Source organism: Salinispora tropica CNB-440, from assembly GCF_000016425.1.
In the GTDB taxonomy this organism is placed as follows: Bacteria; Actinomycetota; Actinomycetes; order Mycobacteriales; family Micromonosporaceae; genus Micromonospora; species Micromonospora tropica.
The window spans coordinates 719,586-742,252 of sequence record NC_009380.1; the positions used below are offsets into that span (position 1 = coordinate 719,586).

The 22,667-nt window shown below is 66.2% G+C and carries 22 protein-coding genes and 2 pseudogenes; 12 read left to right on the forward strand and 12 right to left on the reverse strand.

What is annotated here, in order from left to right; translation table 11 throughout:
- The first annotated feature begins 19 nt into the window (after nt 1-19).
- A complete protein-coding gene (locus STROP_RS03230; RefSeq protein WP_011904550.1) occupies nt 20-922 on the forward strand; it encodes a DMT family transporter in 903 nt (300 codons plus the stop codon).
- Nucleotides 923-1,164: 242 nt separating this feature from the next.
- On the opposite strand, the gene STROP_RS03235 is transcribed toward STROP_RS03230, so the two are convergent.
- Complete coding sequence (locus STROP_RS03235; RefSeq protein WP_011904551.1) at nt 1,165-1,941, reverse strand: hypothetical protein; 777 nt, start codon at nt 1,939-1,941, stop codon at nt 1,165-1,167.
- 274 nt (nt 1,942-2,215) lie between these two features.
- Between STROP_RS03235 and STROP_RS03245 the strand changes: the two genes are divergently transcribed.
- Nucleotides 2,216-3,415, forward strand: coding sequence for an RtcB family protein (locus STROP_RS03245; RefSeq protein ID WP_011904552.1), 1,200 nt, complete (start codon nt 2,216-2,218; stop codon nt 3,413-3,415).
- Nucleotides 3,416-3,613: 198 nt separating this feature from the next.
- The gene (locus tag STROP_RS03250; RefSeq protein ID WP_018831425.1) at nt 3,614-4,324 is read left to right on the forward strand and encodes a DUF3626 domain-containing protein; all 711 of its coding nucleotides are present in this window, start codon (nt 3,614-3,616) and stop codon (nt 4,322-4,324) included.
- Between the two features lie 65 nt (nt 4,325-4,389).
- Here the strand turns inward: STROP_RS03250 and STROP_RS03255 are convergent, their stop codons facing one another.
- The 4 genes from STROP_RS03255 to STROP_RS03270 all read right to left on the reverse strand — a co-directional run bounded on the left by STROP_RS03255 (nt 4,390) and on the right by STROP_RS03270 (nt 7,178).
- Entirely contained in the window at nt 4,390-5,187 is a 798-nt protein-coding gene (locus STROP_RS03255; protein WP_011904554.1) for a phosphotransferase family protein, read from the reverse strand.
- Nucleotides 5,184-5,957: a class I SAM-dependent methyltransferase gene (locus STROP_RS03260; RefSeq protein WP_011904555.1), complete on the reverse strand. Its 774-nt coding sequence runs from the start codon at nt 5,955-5,957 to the stop codon at nt 5,184-5,186. Before STROP_RS03260 ends, STROP_RS03255 begins: the two co-directional genes overlap by 4 nt.
- 149 nt (nt 5,958-6,106) lie before the next feature.
- Nucleotides 6,107-6,292 carry a DUF397 domain-containing protein gene (locus STROP_RS03265; protein ID WP_011904556.1) on the reverse strand — a complete coding sequence of 62 codons (186 nt, stop codon included), beginning with the start codon at nt 6,290-6,292 and terminating at the stop codon, nt 6,107-6,109.
- Nucleotides 6,285-7,178, reverse strand: a complete 894-nt coding sequence (locus STROP_RS03270; protein ID WP_011904557.1) for a helix-turn-helix domain-containing protein — start codon at nt 7,176-7,178, stop codon at nt 6,285-6,287. The genes STROP_RS03265 and STROP_RS03270 overlap by 8 nt, the downstream gene beginning before the upstream one ends.
- A gap of 817 nt (nt 7,179-7,995) precedes the next feature.
- On the opposite strand from STROP_RS03270, the gene STROP_RS25505 reads away from it, so the two are divergent.
- Genes STROP_RS25505 through STROP_RS03280 form a run of 3 tightly spaced genes read left to right on the forward strand, consistent with a single transcriptional unit; the run spans nt 7,996 to nt 10,471 of the window.
- Nucleotides 7,996-8,412 carry a flavin reductase gene (locus tag STROP_RS25505; RefSeq protein ID WP_080516560.1) on the forward strand — a complete coding sequence of 139 codons (417 nt, stop codon included), beginning with the start codon at nt 7,996-7,998 and terminating at the stop codon, nt 8,410-8,412.
- Nucleotides 8,413-8,440: 28 nt separating this feature from the next.
- Entirely contained in the window at nt 8,441-9,268 is an 828-nt protein-coding gene (locus STROP_RS03275) for a polysaccharide deacetylase family protein (protein WP_011904558.1), read from the forward strand.
- 9 nt (nt 9,269-9,277) lie between these two features.
- Entirely contained in the window at nt 9,278-10,471 is a 1,194-nt protein-coding gene (locus STROP_RS03280) for a UDP-N-acetylglucosamine--LPS N-acetylglucosamine transferase (RefSeq protein ID WP_011904559.1), read from the forward strand.
- Between the two features lie 59 nt (nt 10,472-10,530).
- On the opposite strand, the pseudogene STROP_RS26100 reads toward STROP_RS03280, so the two are convergent.
- Both STROP_RS26100 and STROP_RS25030 read right to left on the reverse strand, forming a co-directional pair.
- Nucleotides 10,531-10,826: pseudogene (locus tag STROP_RS26100) on the reverse strand (NF041680 family putative transposase); the annotation flags it as partial.
- Nucleotides 10,827-11,381: 555 nt separating this feature from the next.
- Nucleotides 11,382-11,546: pseudogene (locus STROP_RS25030) on the reverse strand (transposase); the annotation flags it as partial.
- Nucleotides 11,547-11,926: 380 nt separating this feature from the next.
- Between STROP_RS25030 and STROP_RS26295 the strand changes: the two are divergent.
- Together STROP_RS26295 and STROP_RS25990 are read left to right on the forward strand one after the other, a co-directional pair.
- Nucleotides 11,927-12,169, forward strand: coding sequence for a peptidoglycan-binding domain-containing protein (locus STROP_RS26295; protein ID WP_420794858.1), 243 nt, complete (start codon nt 11,927-11,929; stop codon nt 12,167-12,169).
- Between the two features lie 504 nt (nt 12,170-12,673).
- Nucleotides 12,674-12,808, forward strand: a complete 135-nt coding sequence (locus tag STROP_RS25990) for a hypothetical protein (protein ID WP_011904561.1) — start codon at nt 12,674-12,676, stop codon at nt 12,806-12,808.
- Nucleotides 12,809-13,032: 224 nt separating this feature from the next.
- On the opposite strand, the gene STROP_RS03295 is transcribed toward STROP_RS25990, so the two are convergent.
- The 3 genes from STROP_RS03295 to STROP_RS03305 all read right to left on the reverse strand — a co-directional run bounded on the left by STROP_RS03295 (nt 13,033) and on the right by STROP_RS03305 (nt 16,281).
- A complete protein-coding gene (locus STROP_RS03295; RefSeq protein ID WP_238380272.1) occupies nt 13,033-13,518 on the reverse strand; it encodes a hypothetical protein in 486 nt (161 codons plus the stop codon).
- A 223-nt stretch (nt 13,519-13,741) separates the two neighbouring features.
- Nucleotides 13,742-14,044, reverse strand: coding sequence for a hypothetical protein (locus tag STROP_RS03300; RefSeq protein ID WP_018733895.1), 303 nt, complete (start codon nt 14,042-14,044; stop codon nt 13,742-13,744).
- A 41-nt stretch (nt 14,045-14,085) separates the two neighbouring features.
- The gene (locus tag STROP_RS03305) at nt 14,086-16,281 is read right to left on the reverse strand and encodes a glycoside hydrolase domain-containing protein (protein ID WP_011904564.1); all 2,196 of its coding nucleotides are present in this window, start codon (nt 16,279-16,281) and stop codon (nt 14,086-14,088) included.
- Between the two features lie 504 nt (nt 16,282-16,785).
- On the opposite strand from STROP_RS03305, the gene STROP_RS03310 reads away from it, so the two are divergent.
- From STROP_RS03310 to STROP_RS03320, 3 genes are all read left to right on the forward strand, one after another.
- Complete coding sequence (locus tag STROP_RS03310; RefSeq protein ID WP_011904565.1) at nt 16,786-17,289, forward strand: S-ribosylhomocysteine lyase; 504 nt, start codon at nt 16,786-16,788, stop codon at nt 17,287-17,289.
- A 111-nt stretch (nt 17,290-17,400) separates the two neighbouring features.
- Complete coding sequence (locus tag STROP_RS03315) at nt 17,401-18,429, forward strand: hypothetical protein (RefSeq protein ID WP_011904566.1); 1,029 nt, start codon at nt 17,401-17,403, stop codon at nt 18,427-18,429.
- A 76-nt stretch (nt 18,430-18,505) separates the two neighbouring features.
- Nucleotides 18,506-19,813, forward strand: coding sequence for an MFS transporter (locus tag STROP_RS03320; RefSeq protein WP_011904567.1), 1,308 nt, complete (start codon nt 18,506-18,508; stop codon nt 19,811-19,813).
- Between the two features lie 64 nt (nt 19,814-19,877).
- On the opposite strand, the gene STROP_RS03325 is transcribed toward STROP_RS03320, so the two are convergent.
- The gene (locus STROP_RS03325) at nt 19,878-20,333 is read right to left on the reverse strand and encodes an Lrp/AsnC family transcriptional regulator (protein ID WP_011904568.1); all 456 of its coding nucleotides are present in this window, start codon (nt 20,331-20,333) and stop codon (nt 19,878-19,880) included.
- Nucleotides 20,334-20,428: 95 nt separating this feature from the next.
- Here STROP_RS03325 and STROP_RS03330 point away from each other — a divergent pair, with 95 nt between their 5' ends.
- On the forward strand, nt 20,429-21,352 hold the full coding sequence (locus tag STROP_RS03330; RefSeq protein WP_011904569.1) for an SMP-30/gluconolactonase/LRE family protein: 924 nt from the start codon (nt 20,429-20,431) through the stop codon (nt 21,350-21,352).
- On the opposite strand, the gene STROP_RS03335 is transcribed toward STROP_RS03330, so the two are convergent.
- Nucleotides 21,339-22,610: an MFS transporter gene (locus STROP_RS03335; RefSeq protein WP_011904570.1), complete on the reverse strand. Its 1,272-nt coding sequence runs from the start codon at nt 22,608-22,610 to the stop codon at nt 21,339-21,341. The genes STROP_RS03330 and STROP_RS03335 overlap by 14 nt on opposite strands.
- Between the last annotated feature and the right edge of the window lie 57 nt (nt 22,611-22,667).

A 22,667-nucleotide genomic window follows, 5' to 3' on the forward strand; every position in this document is an offset into this window, starting at 1 on the left:
GAAACTGCTATCATCCTTCATGAGGGTAGAGAATAGCGCTATCACCGAAATTCGGATACCGCCACTGTCGAGCGGTACGTTGTTCGCCTCCCTCGGCGTGCTGAGTTTCTCCTTCAGTCTTCCGGCGACACTCTGGGTGCTTGACGGATTCGGGCCATGGAGCGCCACCGGGGTTCGCGGAGTGCTGGCCGCCGCTGTCGCACTCACCGCGCTGATCGTGGCGCGCGTGCCGTTGCCGACCCGTGGTGACTGGCATGCCCTCACCGTGGTGGCGGTCGGCTGCGTGATCGGCTTCCCCCTGCTGACCACCCTTGCGCTGCAGACATCGACCACCGCGCACTCAGCCGTTGTCGTCGGGGCGATGCCGCTGGCCACCGCGGCGATCTCTGCTCTGCGTACCGGCCGCCGTCCGTCTCTGATGTTCTGGACGGCAGCATCCATCGGCGCGGCCACCGTCATGGCGTTCACCATCTCGCAAAACCATGGCCAACCGACGATTGCCGATCTCTACCTACTCGGTGGGCTGGTGGTCTGCGCTGCTGGCTATGTCGAAGGCGGCAGGCTCTCGGTCCGGATGCCCGGCTGGCAGGTCATCGCATGGGGCGTCGTGCTCGCCGGGCCGGTCAGCCTCGCCGTCTGCGTGGTCGCACTCCCGCACGAGCCGGTTCGCCTGACTGTCGAGGCGCTCGTCGGGATGGCATACATCGCGGGCGTTTCGCAGTTCGGCGGCTTCGTGCTCTGGTACGGCGGTATGGGCCTCATCGGGGTCACCCGGGCGAGTCAGCTGCAACTCGCCCAGCCCATGCTGACACTGCTATGGGCATCCCTGATCTTGGGAGAGCCGCTCAACGTCGCCATGCCGCTGACCGCGGCCGTCGCTCTCGGTTGTATCGTCGTCACGCAGCGGGCGAGGATGGCGTGACGCCGATCGATGCGATCACCTCCCTACGCACGTGCTGACCGCTGCTGCGGCCTCTCACGTGGCCGGCATCCCAAGGCCTGCTGTCGTGCAGTTCAGCCGGCTCACGTTCACCGGTCGATGTCGAGGCGGGAGTGGAGGTGCATGTCGTGCCAGCCGTCGGTGTGGCGGGCCGGCGTAGCCCTTTGTCGATGCCGTTCGTGGGGATGCGGGCTTCCCGGCGAGATGCCATCGCCGACCGGACGTTAGGCGCCAGGACTTGGCACCCACCAGTCGCCGAGCGTTCGATGGAGGATCAGCAGGACGGCGCTGTACACGATGGCCACGATGATGCCGATAGCGAAGCCAAGCGCGCCGCGGTCTCGCCGATCGCCGCCACCGGGGGCGGCGGGATCAGCGGTCGGCCGCGCCCACGGATGCTCCCGGGCCAACCAGTACAACAGGCCGAGACCCTGCGGGGTGAAGAAGAGCAGCCAAAACCAGAACCATCGAGTGCCCAGATGTGGAGTTGGGCCGACGATCACGACGCCAAGAGCGATCGCGGCGAGCAGGACGACGATCCCCGTGACGACGGGCGTCCGCTGGGAGGCGAGGATGGCTCGGTGGTCGATCCCGGCGTCGCGCAGGTTTTGCGCGATGCCGACAGCTCCCACCCCGGAGTAGCTCTCGACGGCGACGGCGTCGGTGACGGCTACCTGGTCGAAGGTGGTGGTGTCGGTCCAGTGCACCCGGCCATCGGAGGTCTTCCACGCGAAGAGGGGACCAGGCTGGCCGGAGCCCTGCTGTAGGACGGGAGCTCCGAACCAGTGCCCTGGATCGTTGGCACCCCAGTGGTCACCCCACTGGTACGCCACTACGTGGCCGGCGGCGGAGTCGGCTCGCACCTTTTCGTAGCTCTGTTGCCGGGGAGCCGTCCACCAGGCCGTGACTGCCGCGAGGAGCCACAGTAGGACCAGAGCGAGCCGTAGCGCATGCCACCACCGTCGGGTCCGATCGACCTCATTGAGGACGCTGACTTCCATTGCCGCATTGTGTCAATGCGGGACCAGGTACCACGGCGAGCGGAGCATGCCGCCCTACGGATTCGGGGCGTTGGCGCGGTGACGTACCGCCAGGTCAGATCTGTCTCCGCTGGTTGTGCACCGGGAGCGGGACGTGAACACCGCCCCAATAATTAGGTGATCTCGGTGGTCGTCATCGCGATACTGGCTGACGAGGTCGAGGCCGTCGTCGCCGAGCACGAGCGCGACCGGTACTCCGTTGACCTGGAACCGCAACCGTCAGGAAGTGCAGATCATGACGTACGCCGTGCTGCCCCACACCCGGGCTCCGGTTCGGGTGTGGACCGACCCACACACCATTGAACCGCAGGCCGCTCGTCAGCTTCGCAACATCGGTACGCTGCCCTGGGTGCAGGGCGTCGCCGTGATGCCCGACGTGCATTTTGGTAAGGGCGCCACCGTCGGCTCGGTCATCGCGATGCGGCAGGCTGTCTCGCCGGCCGCGGTCGGGGTTGACATCGGCTGTGGCATGTCGGCGGTGCGCACCTCGCTGACCGCGGCCGACCTGCCCGACGATCTCGCGGGGCTGCGGCGTGCCATCGAGGACGCGATCCCGGTCGGCTTCGCCCAGCGCGACAAGGCGGTGAACCCGCGTCGGGTTCGGGGCTTGGAGCAGGCGGGTTGGGACGCCTTCTGGCAGCGCTTCACCGGTCTGCACGAGGGAGTGACCCGGCTGGAGCGCCGAGCGATGAACCAGATGGGGACCCTCGGCGGGGGGAACCACTTCATCGAGGTCTGCCTCGAGCAGGGTGGTGTCGATGCGGGTCGGGTGTGGTTGATGCTGCACTCCGGGTCCCGGAACATCGGCAAGGAGTTGGCGGAGCGGCACATGGCCGTCGCCCGGAGGCTGCCGCACAACGCCGCGCTGCCCGATCGTGACCTGGCGGTCTTCCTCGCGGGGACGGCGGAGATGGACGCCTACCGCCGGGACCTGTGGTGGGCGCAGGAGTACGCGCGGCGTAACCGCGCGGTCATGCTCGCACTGCTCTGCACCGTGGTCCGGGACCGGTTCCCGCAGGTGCGCTACGACGAGCCGATCAGCTGCCACCACAACTACGTCGCTGAGGAGACCTACGACGGCGTGGAGGTGTTGGTAACCCGCAAGGGCGCTATCCGGGCCGGCGCGGGGGAGCTGGGCATCATCCCCGGATCGATGGGGACCGGGTCCTACATCGTGCGGGGCAGGGGAAATGAGTCCGCGTACTGCTCCGCGTCGCACGGTGCGGGCCGGCGGATGTCCCGTGGGCAGGCCAAGCGGAGTTTCACCACCGATGACCTGGCCGCGCAGACCACCGGGGTGGAGTGCCGCAAGGACGCCGGGGTCGTGGACGAGATTCCTGGTGCGTACAAGGACATCAACGCCGTGATGGCGCAGCAGACCGACCTGGTTGAGGTGGTAGCGCACCTCAAGCAGGTGGTGTGCGTGAAGGGGTAGGCCGAAGCACCGATTGACCAGACAATGGCAGGTATGGATGGGAGTGGATTTCCGGGAGTCAGTCTGCATCCCGCCTGTTCGCAGGCGCTGCGCCATGTAGCCACTCGGTCCGCTGGACCCCCGGTCGACGCATCGTTGCGAATCACCCTGAACTTCCATCCTGACTGGATGACGACTGGTAGCCCCGTTCTCGGCAAGATGGTGGAGGACGGGGTCTACCTGTCCCAGTTTGTCACCGGCACCAGCAACGGTGGGCTCTCCGCCTATCCCGGCGGAGACCGGTGGCGTTGGGAACAGCGCATGTTCGGAGGCGCCTACGACGCGGTTCCCGCCCACTGCCGACCGGTGTACGGCGCCCTGAACTTCCGGCACAAGCCCACCGGTGCCGCACCCCGATTCGGATCAGCTCACCTACGGCTGACGGCGTCCACGCTGGGTCGAGCGACCTTCTGCTACCCGGACAGCCACCTCGAGCCAACCATGTTTGGAGTGGCCGAACGCATGTCGCTGGTTGATCTGGCCCGCGCTGATTGCCGGGATGACTTGGACGACTACGTTGAGGCGCAGGTGCACGGTGCGGTTCGGCTCGACCGCGATGTCGAGGCACTCGTGCTGGACTCCTGCTACCGCGGCACCGACGTGGAGAACCTCGCCCGTCGCCTGCCCTGCCCGCTGGAGTGGCATCCGGGGTTCCGGCTCTCCATAGCCGAGCTCCGTCGGCACCCCGACTACCGTGGCCCGCGCTACGTGGAGCTCGGTGTCGCTCTCGCCATTGGGGGTTACCTCAACCCGCGCCTCATCGGGGATGCTGTCCGCACTGGCCGCTACCGCCGCCAGGACCTCAAGCGCGTCTGGCACCACCTCGCCCGTTTCGGTGGACCCGCTACGCCGTCCCGCATCCCTGGCTGATGGTTCTCTTCTGGGGCGGCCCGGCGGACGGTGCGGTGCGGTCGAAGCCGTGGGGGCGAGGCTCGCTACCGCTTGATCTGGTGGACGAGGCGCTCGAGGAGATCAAACAGGGTGGCTCGTTCAACCGCGACTCCTTCCGAGAGGCGAGCCGCGGCCTGCACCGCCAGCCAGGGTCCTGACTGCGATAGTGGCTGCACCGAGCCAGCCCGGTAGGCGCGGCTGTAGCGGCGGGTGAACACCGACCGGCTGCTCGTGATCAGCCTACGAGTTACCCGCGAGGTCTCCGGTAGCGGAGCGGAGTAGCGCAGGAGCAGCATCGTCCGGGCATGATCGGCTGCTGGGACACCGCGCGTCGCGTTGGGCCAGTCGATGACCGTGGCTCGACCATCGGTAAGCATCAGGTTGCCGGGGTGGTAGTCCCCGTGGCAGAGGCGCTCCCCCTCGGGGAGGGCGTCGAGTAGCCGCAGCGCGAAGCTTCGTAGCCGCGTCGGCATGGTGGCGGTGGTGATGCGGGCGGCCAGGACCGAGCGGAGTTCGGGCAGGTCGGCGGGGGCCGACACCTGGTGTACGGCGAGGTGGGTGGCGGCCAGCGTGCGGGCCATGCCGAGCATCCGCCACGGCTGTCGCTGCAACAGGGTGAGCAGGTCCGCCCCGTCCAGGCGTTCCAGCACCAGGCCGACGCGTCCATCCCACTGCACCGTGTCGTCCAGTCTCGGAGCGATGCCGTGCCCGGCCAGCGTGGCCAGTGCTTTCGCCTCAGCGCGGTGTCCGAGCAGCCCGGGCCGGTACAGCTTGATGATCGCGTCGTCGCGCCACGCGTGTACGTCCGCCTCCCGCCCAGCGCCGATCTTGGCTCCGATCACTGTTGTGCCTCTCGGCGGGGTGCGCGGCTGGCCTCGATCAGGATCCTGGTGGAGTGCGCGACAAATGCACCGTGGGTACGGATGTGGGCGTCGAGCCGTTCGAGTCGGGCGCGGTGCCACTCCACGGCGAAGTCGGGCACCCACCAGGCGCACTTGCGCAGGGTGTAGACGACCGCGCCGATGTCGAAGAACTCCATCCGGCAGCGGGCGGTGCGCAGCTCCACGATCTCCAACCCGGCGCGCCGCGCGGCGGCGACCCCCCGGTGTGGGTCACGAGCGAAGCGCTCGTGGGGCAGGGGGCCACGGAAGTACTCGATGAGCTCGAACGCGGAGGCGGGTCCGACATGCTGGGCGAGGTAGCTACCGCCATCCCGGAGCACCCGGGCGATCTCGGACCAGTCGGGGCGGACGGGGTGGCGGCTGGTCACCAGTGAAAAGCTGGCGTCGGCAAAGGGCAACGATCGTCCCGGTTCGACTGCGACGACCGCAACGCCGCGGGGCTGGAGCAGTACCCGGGCGCGTTCCACGTTCGGTGGCCAGCCCTCGGTGACCACCATCCGGGAGGCCAGTTGTGGCATCTCGGCGATGACCTCACCGCCGCCGGTGTCGATATCCAATGCCGAGGGGGAGTGGGGCAGCCGCGCCGCGAGCAGGCGTGAGTACCGCCAAGGCGGGCGCTGCTCGGTGGCCCGGCCATCGAGCCAGTCGAAGCTCCAACCGGACACGTCCGCCGCTGCTGCCTCGTCAACCAGTTCCTGGAAGGCACGCACCTCCGAATTCTGACCGTGCCGTCAACCGGTTTGACCTTTCGGGGCCGACCGAGGCCGATGACGGTGCTCACGAGGGGTGATACCTGACGTCGAGGACCGGGCATGCTCAAGCCCCCCAGCGCGCCAGCACCGGGGGGCTCAAGTGCTTGTCAGCGCCGGGCGTGCGTAACGAACGCCTGCCACGCCTCCGGACCGAACACCAGCGCCGGCCCGGTTGGGTCCTTGCTGTCACGGACGCCGACGACGCCGGGAAGGTTATCGGCGACCTCCACACAGTTGTTGCCGTTGCCGCTCCGCGTGCTCTTGCGCCACCGGGCGCCGGTCAGGTTAGTCACCGCTCAGTTCCTCCAATGCAGTTGCGATCATCTTCTTGGATGCCGCCTCGTCGATTGCTCGGTCGTCGAGGTCTTCCCAGACCAGCTGGTATGCGCTGGACTCATCGGGCTTGTTGAGGTACAAGGCGCCGGTCAACGTGTCGACATAGGCCAGTGGAGGCTCCAGCACCTCGCCTACCGGATCGGTCGGGAAGTCCAGCAGTGAGAACGGCGTGCTTGCCGCCATGCCGCCGTGGATGCCGGCGGCGAAGGGCAGGACCCGTACGGATATGTTGCCGCGCTGGGTGACGTCGAGCAGGTGCTTGAACTGTTCGGCCATCACATCAGCTCCACCAACCAGCCGATGCAACACTGCCTCGTTGAGGATCACGCTCAGGTGCGGCGCACGCGGCCGGGACAGCAGAGACTGCCGCGCCAGTCTGACGGTGACCCGGCGTTCGCGCTCTGCTTGATCGACGTAGCCCTTCGGCACCTGGTGTACCTGCTCTGCGTAGGCCCGCGTTTGCAGCAGGCCAGGGATCAACTCGACCTCGTACTGTCGGATCGTTTCCGCGCTGTCCTCCAGTGACACGTACAACCCGAAGAACTGGGGTAGCTCCGTCTCCGTGTAGTCGTGCCACCAGCTCTTCTTCCGGCCGTTGCGCGTTTCGGCCGTCAACGCCAGGAGAAGATCCAGATCGGCCTGTTCGGCACCGTACAGCTCACACATCGCCTTCACATCGATGTCCCGGAACCTGACGCCCTCGGTGCCGTCCTCCATCCGGGCGATGGTTGCGCGCCCCTTCTGGAGGTGTTCGGCCGCTTGCTCCTGGGTCAGGTTCGCTGCCCGGCGCAGGATTGCCAGCCGGCGGCCGATGGACCGGCGTACCAGGGCTGAGCCGACCATGTCTGCCACCCGTGACCACCTTCCACTCAATTAATTGGACGCGTGTCTCGCTCAATTAGAACATGCTTGCCTTGTCTTGCTGAAGCCTAGCGATGCTAATTCGGTCTCGCCTAGATGAGTGATCTTTAGTTAAGTGACACTCTTCCGACACTGGCCTGCTTGAGTGGTTGTCTTTTGGGCGCGCTCAAAGTGTAATGAGCTGCATCGACGTGTACCGACTGGTTGAACCTTCACCCAAGGGGGACATTGTGCTGCTGTTCTTAGCCCTGACCATGTACCGCTCGCGGCACAACCGAGATGGCATCGCAGGAGCAAATGCGACACCTCGCATTCCCGGGCTTTTGTCCGATTCAAGAGGAAAGTGGACTGTGGTTCGCCGGCGATTCCGCCGGCAGAGGAAGAACTCGCCGCCCCCCGCGATTGCACCGCAGCCGAGGAACGATGTCCCGTACCCCGTGACGGTGCAGCGGGCCAGGCCGGTCAATCTGCCGAGGTGGATGACCCAGCCCACCGTCGCCAATCCCCAGGTAGGCCGCGTCGGTTGGCTAACTCCGGCCCAGCAGTGGCGAGCCAACGGAGGCCGCTGGTGACCGCGCACCAGCCGCCTGCCCGAAGCGCCGACAGGCGAGACTGAGATGGCATCGGTGGTTGTCGCTGCTATTGCCGTCGTCGTTGGGCTCGCCGTTGGCGTGGTCCTGGGTCTGGTGACCAAGAGTCGTTCGGGTAGTTGGTGCCCCCGGTGTGGTGACCTCAAGCGCTGCCTACGTGACCACGACACGCGTGGGAGCCGGTCGTGGTGAGAAGGGCACACGACCCGATGCGCCCGCTGTGGCGGTGCCGGGCCTGCGGCGCCGACTGGCCCTGCCAGCCCGCGCGGCTCGCGTTGCTGGATGAGTATCGCGGCCGGAGGTCAGCTCTGCTGGCCCACCAGGGCAAGCTCCTGGCCGAGGCGTCTGATCAGCTATCCCGGCTCAGCGGCACCAGACCGGACCTCAGGGAGAGGTTTGTGCACTGGTGCTGGCGGGCGGAACCCGAACACCCCACGACCAGCGCCTTTGAGCCGGGAGACCTGGACCTGGACCTGGTGTTTCGCGGAATCGAAATGATCATCCGTAGCCACTGGGGAGGACGGACCTGCCCCCGGTGCGCGAACAAAGGTTGTCCACATCTCGACTGGGCCGACGGCTGGCTGTCCCGCCTACGAAGGTCATCGGAAGGCCGCCCAAGCGGGTAGCGGAGTCCGAAGCGGGTAACGGAACGCCGTGGCAGGTGGCGTCGGGGTCGGGGGGCCCGAACTTCGGCGTTGGTTGGCGGGGACGGCCGCGGTCGTCGCGGGCGGGGCGGTGGTGCACGCGCTGCCGGTGGTCACCGCCAGCGGAGCGCTGCGGCGTCGGTGCTGGCCCCGGCTGGCGGGGGTGGGTGCGGCCAGTCGGATCGCGTTGACCTTCGACGACGGGCCGAGCCGTACCTCCACCACCCGGTTTCTGCGGGCGTTGGAGCGCGCCGACGTACGGGCAACGTTCTTTCTGCTCGGCACCCTGCTCGACCGCGATCCCGGACTCGGCCGGGAGATGGCGGCGGCCGGGCATGAGCTCGCGGTGCACGGATGGGAGCACCGGAATCTGCTGTGCCGATCGCCTGCCGCGACCTACGCCGATATCGCCCGCGCTCGGGACACCGTCGCGGCGGTCACCGGAGCCTCGCCGCTGTGGTATCGGCCGCCGTACGGGGTGCTGACGGTGTCGGCGCTGCTGGCGTGCCGGCGGCTGGGCCTGACCCCCCGCCTCTGGACCACCTGGGGACGCGACTGGGACGCGACCCGGTCTCCGGCGGTGATCTGGGAGACCATCGTGCAGGATCTCGACGGTGGCGGCACGCTGTTGCTGCATGATTCGGATCATGCGGCCAGCCCGGGTGCCTGGCGAGGTGCCTTGGCCATCCTGCCTCGCCTCGTGAGCTGGGCCCAGGAGCGGGAGCTGACCATCGGGACGCTCGGCGCACACGAGGAGACCGAGGCGGCCCGGGAGCCCGGGGCGTGGCGCACACCGGTCCGGGCACGACCGGGGCATGACGACGTACCGGGTGGGTAACCGCAGCCGGTGAAGCCATGGCCGGGCGGGAGAAGTCCGCGCGCCGGTACGTCCCCGGCTGCCGCCGGTACGTCCCCGGCTGCCGGTCGTGACGACCCCGACGGCGGCCCGGGTCAGCTGCGGATCCTGGTCGTCTCCGCCGACATCGGCGCGGGCCACGACGCCGCCGCGGCCGAACTCGCCGCCCGGCTCGCCGGCGACGGAGTCGTGGAGCAGCTCAACTTCTTCGCGGCCCTGCCCCGGCCGCTGCACCGGCTCGTCCGGGAGGGCTACCGCACCATGCTCCAGCGGTTTCCCTGGAGCTACGACGCGCTGTTCCGGTTCACGGACCGGTCGTCGCTGATGGTCCGGGCGTTCCGGGCCGCGCTGCGGGCGGCCGTACCGCGGATGCTGTCGCGGATATCGGCGGACACCTGCCTGGTGGTGACGACACACCCGTTCGCCAACCAGCTACTCGGCCCGATGCGCGGGACGGGGCAGCTCACCGTGCCGGTGCTCAGCTACGTCACGGATTTCGTTGTCCACCCGATCTGGATCTCGCCGGGTGTGGACACCTACTGCGTCGTTCACGACGGGACACAGCGGCAGGCGGCGGCACGTGGGGCAGCTGATGTCCGGGTGGTCAATCCGCTGATCTCCGCCGAGTTCGCGGCGTCGGCAACGGCCTGCCAGCGTACGGCTCGGGCCCGTTTCGGCCTGCCCGAGCAGGAGCGACTGGCGTTGATCGTCGCTGGCTCCTGGGGGGTGGGCGACGTGGCCCGTACCGCTCGGGATGTGCTCGCCGCCGGCTGCGTCACCCCCGTCGTGGCGTGTGGGCGCAACGTCCGGCTCCGCCAGCGCCTGCGTACCTTCCCCGGACACGTCCTGGGCTGGGTCGAGGACATGCCCACCCTGATGCGGGCGGTTGATGTGGTGGTGGAGAACGCCGGCGGGCTCACCTGCCAGCAGTCGCTGGCCGGTGGGCTCCCCACCGTCACCTATCGGCCGATTTCTGGGCATGGTCGGGCCAACGCGCAGCTGCTCGCCGAGGCGGGGCTCACCACCCATGTCACCAGCGCTGCCGAGCTGGGGCCGGCGCTGACGAAGCTGACCGGCGTGGCGGGCAGCCCAGCACTTCCCGTCGGCAGCGCTACCGACATGGCCAGCGTGGTTTCGGAGGTTGTCCGGAGCGGCAACCGGCTTGACCGGAAGCGGCCAGTTTGACCATGAACTCCTCCTAGCTTGATCTTTAACCTGTGCGCGGTGCGACTGCGGCGTAGCGACCCGGGCCGGCCCGGCCGGGGATTGGTCGACTTCTTCTTGGGAGATGTTGTCCTCCCGGTCGCGCTGCTGCTGGTGATGATGTGGACGTCGTGGCGGCGGGTGGGGTGGCGGTTGGGTCGTCCTGGTGGGCGGCCGGGTCCTGGTCGGGTGGGTTTCGGTGCACTGGCGGGACAGGGGCTGTTGGCGCGTAGGTGCCGAAATCCGCGGCGGACGCGGGCTGGGTGAGCCGGGGGGCTGGTCGTTCCCATGGGTGGCATAGGTCTACGGCGAGGGGTCGGGCCAGTCGTACGCCGGTGCGGTGTTCGGTGATGTCGGCCAGCCACAACCGGTTCGGGCCGTCGGTGGTGAAGTCCCGTTGCACGAGGTCGTCATGAACCGGTGGACCGACCTTGCCACCCTTGCCGCGCTTCTTGCGCTTACCGAGGGCGCTCCGCCAACCATTGTCCGAGCAGATCTTCCACCCGGTGCGCTCCGCCATCGCCTGGCCGGCGGTGCGGGCCTCATCGACCAGGAACCGGTACCCGAACTCCGGGTCATCGCGGTGGGCATCGACCAGGGCGTTCGCGCGATGAGCGGCGACGATTTCGGCGTCACCGACGGGCCGGCCGAGCCACCGATAGTAGGGCTGACGAGCGATGTTCAATACCCGGCACGTCACCGCGACGGGGATCCCGTCGGCGGCCAGCTCGCTCACGAGCGAATAGCGCCCTTTCCCGGCAGATGCGCCTGCGACAGATACGCCGCGGCCCGACGCAGGACCTCGTTCTCCTGCTCCAGCAAGCGGATCCGTTTGCGGGCCTCGCGCAGCTCGGCTGACGACGCCGCTGACGCCCGGTTTGACTCCCGCGTCAACGTCAGCCTGACGCAGCCACTTGAACAACGTCATCGGGTGCACCCCGAAGTCCTTCGCGATCTGCTCGACCGTCACACCCGCCTCGCGGCCTTGAGCGACACGCACGACATCATCACGGAACTCTCGGGGTAGGGCGGGGGTAGGGCTTGGGCACAGTGACATCCTTCCAGGCCGCCCACAGGGCAAGCCATCTCAGACGTCACCTATCGGTGCAGCAGGCCTATCCAACTCCAGCTTCACTGTGAGAGACTTTCGATGCCGAAAGGGAAGGCAATAGGGCGCGACGAGGTCGGATTTCGACGGGACGCCCGTTGCTAGGTGCCATCGAGAGAGGTGTTATCTTGAAGCAAGGATTCATCGCGAGGGTAGTCGCTGCCACTTTGGCTTCTGGGGTGATATTCGTTGCCCCTGCGCCAGCCTCGGCCAACGCTAGTATTCTAGCCACTTGCAATTCGCAGCTTGAGGTTCACACGACGAGTTCCCAAATGCCCTTCACTGTAATTCCCTCCGCTGGCAGTACGGCCGCGAGCGCGTCGTGCGGAATGGCCGAAGGGGCTTACAGCGAAGCAGTATTTAGGCTGCAGGTCACCCTGAAGCGTTGCTACGGTGCCAATATCGCTACCGACAGTCATTTCGGTCCTGCGACCAAGTCGGCCCTGATTTCTGCGCAAAGAAGGGAAAACATCGCGGCCGACGGTATCTATGGCACTGAGACGCGTAACAACCTTGACTGGAGCATGGATGGATACTGCCCCAAAGTCGCCCTTCCAATCCGCGTGGCTTAGGCTTGGCGGGTGGCCTCTGTAGAGGCGGGTAGAGCGGGTGTGATCATGGAGTTCTCTACGGTTCATGGCCTCAAGGACCTAACCCGCCGATGCCATCACGCCTGATCCCGCACCGTCCGCCGTCGCCGGCACCTGTGGCACATCACCGTCTGCGGTCCACCGACCGTGAGTGCGCGGGGTTGCTGTACGCCATGTCGGCGGTCTCGGATCCCCGCGACCCGGTGCGCACGCCGGTGTGGCGGCTGCTGACTCGCCGGGACGGTGGACGGCCGTCCACCGTCCCGGCGAGTTGGCTGACCGCCCGCGCCCGGCTGGTGACTACGCCCCGGGCACACCGGTATCGGACGGTGACCGCTCTGGACGGGAACCCTTCGAGGTGCCCGGCGCCGCAGCGAGCAGGTTCACCTGCTCTCCGCGCTGGACACCAGCACCGGCATCGCTTTTGGCCCAGGTCACCGTGATCGCGAAGAGCAATGAGACCCCGCGTTCGCGCCGCTGCTCGACGTGGTCGAGACCGTATTAGGCAGCCTGACCGGCCTGCTGTTCATCGCCGACGCGCTGCATACCCAGACCGCCCACGCCGACGAGATCGCCGCCGGTGGCGCCCGCCTGGCCGGAGGATTACCTGCTCAGGGGTAGGTTGTCGGCTTCCGATTCGGAATAGCCTGGCGGGTTGTTCGGTGGTCTACCTGTCTGGAGTGGTCGGTGTTGCTCCGGACGGGAGATGTTCATCAGGGCTGTGGAAGGCGTCCGCTGTACTGCGGATGAGGAGGAGGCAACGGAATTGCTGGTGGTGGAACTCCGCGCCTGGTTGGATCGGGAGCGGAGTCTGTCGCCGGCGTCGGCGGTGCGGATGCGGTCGGTCAGCCCGAATGCTGTGCGCGCGCCAGGTTGTCGGCCCGACTAAGCCGGGACGGGGACAGAAAGTCGAATCGTACCCCGGCGCCCTCCCCGGGTTTGACCTCCCACCCGCGGAGCTTGACGGCGGCCTGCCGAACCCGTCTATCGTGCGGGCCGAATGCGATGTAGAACAGCGATTCATCCACCTCACGATCGTCGCCACCCCAGCGCACGGCACCCTCGCAGTCGGCGAGGATGTCCCGCAGCACCAGTTCTTGAAGCGGGAAGAAGCCTCCTTTGGCGCGCGCACCCGGCCGAATGCGGACTGCCGTGCCGGAAGCGAGGTTGGACTCAGGCGCGCTCTTACGGAGCTTGCTGATGTCACACCAGCCGGTCAGGTCAGTCCGCTGAATCTCTTCGATTTCGTAGTGGAACCGTCTCACCGCATGCAGCAGGATCACCTCGACGTCGCCGATCCAAACCGGCACGCTTAGCCCAGTACCGGCCACCGACCGCGTCCACACCTGTGAATCGCGGTCCACGTTTGCCTGGATCGTCCATCCGTTCGTCGAAGTCGCCGGGCGCTTCGGCCTGCGGCGCTCAGCGGCTGACGCGGAGGTGTCAGGTAGAACCGAACTGACGGCGACCGCCGCGCTCGTAAGGCCTGCGGTTCTGAGGACTGTGCGCCGAGTTATCTGATGGTCCATGTTCCGGTATCCCTTCCTATTTTGGTCAGAACAGAAAGAAGCCGACGATATACGGCGCCAGGGACGCGATCACGCACGCGATCCAGTACTGGGATGCAGAGGTGGCCGTTCTACGGCGCATCCGCAGATTCGCCAGCCCCCAGATCAGGCCGAACAGGCAGAACACTGGCGCGGCGATGACCAACCAGAGAAGCATCCCGTCGTCCTCGTTTGGGTTCCGCTGCGTCCATCCCAGGGCTGCCAGCGGTCCGTTCACGATGATGTACCAGGCCAGGAACAAGGGCACTATTGCCGGGATCCCGAGCAGCAGGTTCACGCCGACGGGCACAGGCAGATTCCACGTTCGCGTACGTGTCAAGTTGGGATCCCCTACTGAACGCGGCTGAGGCTGTTGTAGTTTTCCAGCACGTTGTATAGGCCGATGAGCTCCCTCCCATACTGCTGCGCCCCGTCACCGGTGCCGTTGTACCGGGCGAGCAACGCTTGAGTGTCAGCCTGATCGGTGGTGAGCGACGGGCGGGGGATCCCGACCTGGTGCGCATTGTAGATCGTCAGGTAGGCGGCCGTCGGAATGTTGTAGTGCGGGTCTTGAAGAAGGTCCCACACCGCACGCTTGTCGCTACTGCTCAGCGGTAAACCGTTGATAATTCCCTGCTGGACACAGTAGTTGCGGGCTTCTATGGCCACCCAGGCAAATATCTGTCCCCAGCCGGTGCTGGAGTCGTCTTTCAGTCCGGCCCGCACGGCGTCGTCAGCCAGCGGATCGAGCGGATTCAGTTTGCGTAGCTCCCACATCACCGGAGCCTGAATGAGAGCCTTTCGAAGCTTCAACGCCCGGGCCAGGTTCGTGAACAGCCAGTCTGCCTCCATGACGAAGTTGAACGCCTCCGTCGTGGTCACCTGGTTATAGGTGACCCAATCCCCGTCCTTCCACCCCTCGCCTCCAGTCTCCGGAACGCCGATCGAGGTGAGATAGGTCTGGATGTCATGAAGCAGCGTCGGCTTGTAGCTGGCCTTGAGGTCTACGTCCAGGTCTTCCGTTATAGGCGCTGTCGGGTTGAAAGTCCCTTGACCGGTGTCTCGACCGGAGGCGATGTTGTTGTCGATCTCGATCTGCCCGTCGCCGGAGCCGACCCAGATCGTGGCAATCTGGTCGAAGGCCCAGTTGGTCGGCAGCGGGTAGCCGAGGTTCCCGGAAAACCCGGACGACATGTCGGAGACGAATGATGCGGCTGCATACCCTGCGTCAGACACCCGCTGGCACACGTTGCGGGGGCCATAGATGCCCACGCCATAGTCGGAGAGTTCGCCGATGGTGCGGTAGATGCCCTGGAAGTGCGGGAGAATGTAGGAGGTGACCTCGCTGTCCAACGCGTCGTAGTCAACGGCGAAGTAAATGATCGACCCCGGCTTGAAACCGTGGATCCTCGCCCATTCGATAGCGTTGGACGCGTCGACGCATCCTTGGGAGTAGCGGAAGTAGTCCGCGTCCCGCGACCACGTCTGGTAGATCGGGAAGCAGCGCAACCCGTACTGCTTGATCGTGTCGAGCTCGCCCGGCTGGATCTGCTTCTCCGGCAGGCTTGTGCTCGACGGGTTGTAGAGGTACCGACCGATGTACTTGTAGCCAGCGGCCGCCAAGGCTTGTGCACGCGCTGGCGTAATCTTGGTGACGCCGTCACACGCTTCGCCTCTGCGGCTTTGGTCGCCGTGGGAGACGAGCAACGACGCCCATGTCTGGAAGTCGCCGGTCCCGTTGACCGGAAGCGCTGCGAACGCCTGGAACTCCTGCACCTCGGCCTGCACGGCACCAGTGAAGTCCCCGAAGGAAGTTTCCCGCGCGTTGAGCACCATTGCCGCGGTGAACAATTGCGCCCACGTGCCGGTCGAACCGACCGAAAGCGTATGGGACCTCAATCCCGCCTGGGTGCCCGGCCCGAATACCCCGTTGGCCGTACCGTCGGCCATGCCTAGCTCGTACTGGATCGCCAATAGCATCGACTTCGCGACATCACGGGAGTGGTGACCGTCGCATGGGATAATGAAAAAGTCACGACGGTTTACGTACCGGCCGTTCAGCCAGCGTTGGATGGAACGGATCTGACCCGATCCGTTGTTGACGGTGACGTACGCGTCCATGTTGAACAGGGCCTTGACCACTTTTGGTTCAAGGGAACTGCCCGGAAACGCGCCATCGACTCCCATGTCCTGCTTGAGTTGGATGACAGCGGCCCGCACGCGGTCATTGTAAATACCGTCGATACCCCCGCCGTCGTACCCCTTGCAGTAGAGGGCGGACTGCAGAATGCACCCAAAGATCCACGATGGGACGGTACTTGCGTTGAGGCTCGGGTACTTGGTCTGAAGCGTCGCGAGCGTGGTCGGGCCGAAGGAGTTTGATAGCGCTGTGATGCCTATCTCATACTGGAGTGCCCGGGTCAAGGCGTACATCGTGCCCCAGCCCGTCCGGCCATCCTCTTCCACCTTAGATATGCCAAGGGTTGCGCCGTTGTTGTACGTACTGTTGATGAAACGCTGGGCTCGGAGGACCATCTCGTCGGACATCCACGATCCTTCTGTGAGGGGTGCACGAAAACGCGAGAAAAGCGGACAAGTGGGGGATGGGCGGGATGGGCCGCTGTCCTGCAGGACGGGCTGAGCTTACGGTCCAGCCATACTCGTGGCTACCTCTCCAAGCGTGATGGGAATCACGCAGTTGCGACCATGAATGCGTGCTAGGTCGATTCGTGGCCTCAGCTTGATCTTTAACCTGGGGCTAGCCCAAGGCTGCGGCAAGGTAGTTATGTGAGCGCTTTTAGGTGGGTCTGAGTATGCCGGCCCGACCGCCCGTCCGCGACCGTGTCACCACCCCGCTCGGAGACCAGCGGACCAGCCGGTGGAACTGGATGGGCTGTAAACCGGTGAACGGGAAGATCTACTCCGGGCGGGCGGCGTGATCACCTGCACGCCGAATATCCTGTACCGCTGTCCCTAACAGACGGACGCCAGGGTTACGAGACACTTAGGCTGGGGGCAAGTCCGGCTTGGGAGCGTCCCTGGAGTCCTGGTATGAAGCAGTCACACGACTTGGATCATCGCCACGTGGTGCCGCCCTATCTGCGGATCGTCAACGAGCAGACGGTACCCGGCACGAGCCAGCCGGTCGCGCTCTGGGACTTCCGGGTGGCGCAGCCGAACGTGTCGCAGGTGCCGGGCCCGGTGATGCACTCTCTCGAGCACTTTCTCGGCACCTACGTGCGCCAGCATCACTCCACGATCATGAACGTCGGGCCGATGGGTTGCATGACGGGCTTGTACGTGTGGACGGTCGGCCCGTGGAGCTTCGATGATCTGGCTGGGGTCATCGCTGCCGGGCTGCGTTCCATCGAGGATGCCGACGAGGTGCCGCTCGCGAATGTCATCCAGTGTGGTTGGGCGGAGCATCACTCGCTGGAAGGGGTGAAGGAACTCGCCGCCCGGCTGCTCGCGGAGCGGGACCAGTGGGGGGATCCCGGCCCGGACGCCCATGAGGTGAGTACGGCGGACCTGCGGGAACTCTCGGCGGGCCGGTGAGCCGACACCTTGGTGGTAATGGGGGAGGAACGCCCCGCCAGAAGGTGAGAAAGATTCTACGTTTGTCCCTGGCGGGCCCGGCGGTCGTGCCCGTCGGCTGGAGGGGGACGAATGATTCGCCGTCGGTTCATCGCCCGCGGGCTGCTGCCGGTCGCCACCGGACTGAGTCTGCTTGCGCCCGCCGTACCGGGCTCGGCGCAGCCCGACCATCGGCCGGACAGGCCACCGGCCCGCGACGCCGTTGACGCCTCGTCGAGTAGTCGTCTGGAGATCCGGGCGCCCCGCGAGTTCAGCGGCATCGCCTGGCTCACCACCGAGGAGAGCGACGAGGTGGTGCAGGAGGTCTTCCTGGTCTGCCACGACACCCGGGACAACGATGCCGAACGTGACCTGCCACGACTCTCGATCGTGCGGACGCCCGTCGATCCGAACGGCATCATCGTTGACGAGCTCGATGTCGACTTTCCCGGCCGTAGTGTGCCGAATGACCTCGAGAGCATCGCCCGGCTTCCCGGCCGGAACGCGGCCCTGCTGGCGGAGAGCAACGCCGACGGCGACGACCCCGACCCCACGATCTACCTCGCCCGGTGGGACAGGGACCTCAACGTCGAGATCGTGAGCGCGGTGCCGTGGCCCGAGACGCCCGAGCCGCTCGTGAACGTCGAGGCGACGGCCGTGGTGACGGTCCGCGGAAAGGACTACTTCGTCTACGCCGAGCGTGCGGAGGGCCGGGACACCACCTTCATCAACATGACCCGGCTGAAGGTGTATGAGGACGGTGAGATCAGGTTTGGTCGGCGGTGGACCTCGGTTCCCTTCACCCCGCCCGAACCACCGGATGGGCGACCCGCCTCCGGCATGGACATCGACAAGTGGGGCAACATCTACGTCTCGTCCGCGTACGACCCGGGCGACCTTGGCCCGTTTGACAGTGCGGTGTACCGCGCGGCGACAGTCCGGGAGGGGGGACGTATCGGCGCGTCGCTACGCCCGGTCGAGCCGCCCCAGGAGCTGGCGCGAAGCTCCGGACTGAAGGTCGAAGGCGTTGGACTGGTCGCCGGCTCGTTTCCGATCTTTATCGGTGACGACGACGAAGACTATGGCGGCCTGCTGCGTCAACTGCGGGTGACGGGCGAGTAGGCAGGCTTTCGATCCCTTCCCCCTCCCCGCTTGGCTGGGGCGGCGAGCTACAAGGTCGTTCTGAGAGCATGCCGGGATGGCGATTGGCGATCTTTCCCGCACGGATCAACGGACAACGCCTGGCTCACCGGGTCACGTCGCGGCTCCGCGTCGGGGCGCCGAGCCGCTGGGCACCTCCTTCTGGCGGTTGTGGTCCGCGTCAGCGGCGTCGAACCTCGCGGACGGGATCGCCAAGCTTGCGCTGCCGCTGATCGCGGTCAGCTTTACGGACTCGCCGGTACTGGTGGCCGGGGTGGCGATGGCGTTCAGCCTGCCGTGGCTGCTGGTCGCGCTGCTGGCTGGTGCATTGGCCGACCGGCTGGACCGCCGCCGGGTGATGGTGGCCGCCAACACGGTGCGCGCGGTGTTGTTCGGGGCGATGGCGCTGGCCACGGCCCTGGACGCGGCGTCGATATGGCTGCTTTACGCGGTGGCGTTCGGTGCCGGCGTCGCCGAGACGCTCTACGACACCTCGGCGCAGTCGATCCTGCCGCAGGTGGTGTCGCGGGACGCGCTATCGCGCGCCAACGGACGGCTGAACGCGGTCGAGTTGACGGCGAACCAGTTCGTCGGCCCACCACTGGCGGGGTTCCTGGTCTCCGCCGGCGTGGCGTTGGCGGTGGCGGGGCCGGCGGGGCTGTGGGTGGTCGCGGCCGCGGTGTTGCTCCTCCTCCGTGGCCGCTTCCGGGTCGCACGGGACACCCCGACCAGCTTGCGGACCGACATCGGGGAAGGCCTCCGGTTTCTCTGGCGACACCAGCTGCTGCGCACCTTGGCGGTGATGGTGGGTATCAGCAACTTCACGATGAGCGCGGTCCTCGCGGTGCTGGTGCTCTACGCGGTCGGTCCCGACTCGGCGATGGGGCTCACCGAGCCGGGGTACGGCCTGCTGCTCGCGACCTTGGCCGTCGGCATTGTGCTCGGCTCGTTGGTCGCGGGGGCGATTGAGCGACGGCTGGGTCGCTCCGCCGCACTCGGCGTGGCAATGGTCGCCGCCGCCGTGCTTGTCGGCGTACCGGCGTTGAGCACCAACCCGTTTGTGGTGGGCGCGGTGTACTTCGGTGGCGGGATTCTGGTTGCCACCTGGAACGTCATCACGATCTCGCTCCGTCAACGGATCACCCCCGACCGGCTCCTTGGCCGGGTCAACAGCGGCTACCGGCTGCTTGCCTGGGGCGGCATGCCCCTCGGTGCGCTCACCGGCGGTCTGTTGGCGGAGTGGCTCGGCCTGCGCGCGGTTTTCGCGGTCATGGGTGTGCTGGCGTTCAGCATGGTCATCGGATTGTTCTGGGTGACCGACAGTGCGATTGACGCTGCCGAGCGGGATGCGGAGCAGCAGGTGTGAACGCCCTTGGCTCCGCGCCGGAGGTCGGGTCCGTCCGGCGCCTCGGCTGAGGGTCGGTCTGCGCTCAGCGAGTCGGGTCAACGCTGATCGGCCGCTCGAAGAACGACTCCAGGACGACGATGGTCTGGGTGCTGGTGACTCCGTCGATGGCGAAGAGGCGTCTCAGGAGGGCTTGCAGGTCTTCGGTGGTGGCGGTGCGAACCTTCACCAGCACGCTCGCCGTGCCGGCGGTGATGTGTGCCTCCTGGATTTCGGGTATGGCCGCGAGTGCGTCCCGGGTGGCCGCGTCCCCCATCCACTCGTCGGCGCCGAGCATCACGTAGGCGAGCACGCCCCGGCCGACGGCGGCCGGATCGACGTCAACGGTGGTACGCCGGATCACGCCCCGCTCGCGCAGCTTACGTACGCGTTCGTGCGCCGAACCGGCGGACAGGTCAACGGCCGCACCGAGGGTCGCGTAGGACTGGGTCGCGTCGTGCTGTAGGCGGGTAACCAGGACGCGGTCAATATCGTCAAGCATCGAACACCCATCGTGACGGAACAGCGAACGACTTGACCGTACCAGATTCGGAAGGCAGGCTAAGGTGTAGAACAACATCTGGCAAGGAGGCCAATATGCCTGACACTGTCCCTGCTGAGTTTCGACTGCTGGATGAGCGCTTCCGCGATCTCGACGGCGACTTTGTCCTGGAGGTCCTGCACGGAGATGCCCGGAAGTCGGAAGGCCCGGCCTACTTCGCGGCAGGGCGCTACCTGCTCTGGAGCGACATCCCCAACGACCGGCTGCTGCGCTGGGACGAGATCACCGGCGCGGTCGGGGTGTTCCGTCAGCCCTCGGGTTACGCCAACGGCAACACGGTCGACCGGCAGGGCCGGCTGGTCACCTGCGAGCAGGGAAACCGACGGGTAACCCGCACCGAGCACGACGGAACGATCACCGTGCTGGCAGACCGCTACACCGGCAGGCGGCTCAACAGCCCCAACGACGTAGTGGTCCGGGCCGACGGCACGATCTGGTTCACCGACCCGAGCTACGGCATCAACAGCGACTACGAGGGCAACAGGGCCGAGCCCGAGTTCGGTGGCGCGTGCTATGTGTTTCGGCTCGACCCGAGCACCGGGGACCTGCGGGTGGTCGCCGACGACTTCTTCCGCCCCAACGGTCTGGCGTTCTCCCCGGACGAGCAACAGCTGTTCATTGTCGACACCCGACAGGAACCCAGCCACATCCGGGTCTTCGACGTCGCCGCCGACGGGACTCTCAGCGGTGGCAAGATCTTCGCCGAGTGTGACTACGGGCGCTTCGACGGGCTGCGCATCGACGACGCCGGTCGGGTCTGGGCCGCGGCCTGGGACGGCGTGCACTGCTTCGATCCCGATGGCAGCCTCATCGGGAAGTTGCTCCTGCCCGAGCCCGTCGCCAATCTCACCTTCGGTGGACCGAAGCGCAACCAGCTGTACATCACCGCCGGCCAGTCGGTGTACGCGCTGCGGGTTACGTTCAACGGCGCCCGCTACCCGGAATCTAGCGCCCGATGACCGTGAACTGATCCTTGACCTCACCGCCCAGAGTGGATCTCTTGAGAAGTGGCATCGATGCGGTGACGAGCACCGCGAGCGTGATCGTGGCAATGCCGGAATACAGTAATGTGTCTGCGGCGCCCCAAAGTGCGACCAGTGGGCCGCCGAGCGCCGCACCCAAAGGTGTTGCCGTGGTAGTGACGGCTGACCGGGCTGCCAGGACGGACGTAAGTTCAGAAGCGTCTGCGGCCTGCTGGAAAAGAGAAATAGTGAACGCTGGAAATGGGCCGTAGATCAGTCCGCCGAGGGCGAAAGAAGTCATGGTTGCTAAAGTGCTGTTGGTCATGCCAAACGGAAGCAGGGTTAGCCCCCAGCCGAAGATTATGGCAATTACAGCCGGCCATCTAGGCGCGCGGGCCAAGGTGCCACCTGCGAAGCCGCCAATCACTGCGCCGACTCCGAACGCGGTCCAGAATGCTCCGAGTAGCTGGCCGCTACCAGCCAAGCTGCCGGCCACATAGAGCGGAAGACCAACCTCGACCGGACCGTAAAGGAAGAAGAAGGCGGCCGTGACTAGCAACAGGGCAACAAGATGGGGTCGCTGCGCGAGTATCCGGAAGCCGGCCATGACGCCAGTCCGCCGAGTGGTCGCCAGTTGTTGTGGAAGCTCCAGGCGGGCGACCGTAGTGAGAAGAATCAGGTACGAGATCGCATTGACTGCGAGGATTGCCGAGCCGTCTAGTTCCAGCAAGATTATCCCGGCAATCGCCGGGCCGATGATGATGCTAATCTGCTGGGAAACGCTCAGCAGGGCATTTGCGGGAAGCTGACGGCCATCGGCGAACAACCGACTGACAATAGCGTAGAGACCGGCGTTCCCCCAAGCCGAAAAGAGAGACGAAGCGGCGAGGAGGGCAATGTAGGTAAAGGTGTTGAGTCGGTCGGTGGCCGCCAGTGCGGCAATCGCTGCCAGCCCGAGAGCTCGCAGACCGGTGTTGGCGACGACCAACTTCTGTGAGCTCATGCTGCCGAACCATCGGCCTAGCGCAAGAGCTCCCACCGCGCCGGGCAGCGAATACGCCGCCAGCGACAGTCCAGCGACAACTCCCCCTTGATTCGGCTTTGCTAGCTGTATCGCCAACCAGGGTATTCCTACAAGTGCCATCCCATCGCCAAGGAAGGAAACGGCTGAAGCGGAGATCAGTCTGGAGTACCGGTTGTCGGTGAGGACCGGGCGATACGCGGAAAGAAGGGGGATTCGATTCCTGTCTACCATGCCAGCTTTCGGGAGTCCTTACGTGGGTCAACCAGTGGAGAAGGGCTGTGGCCATGG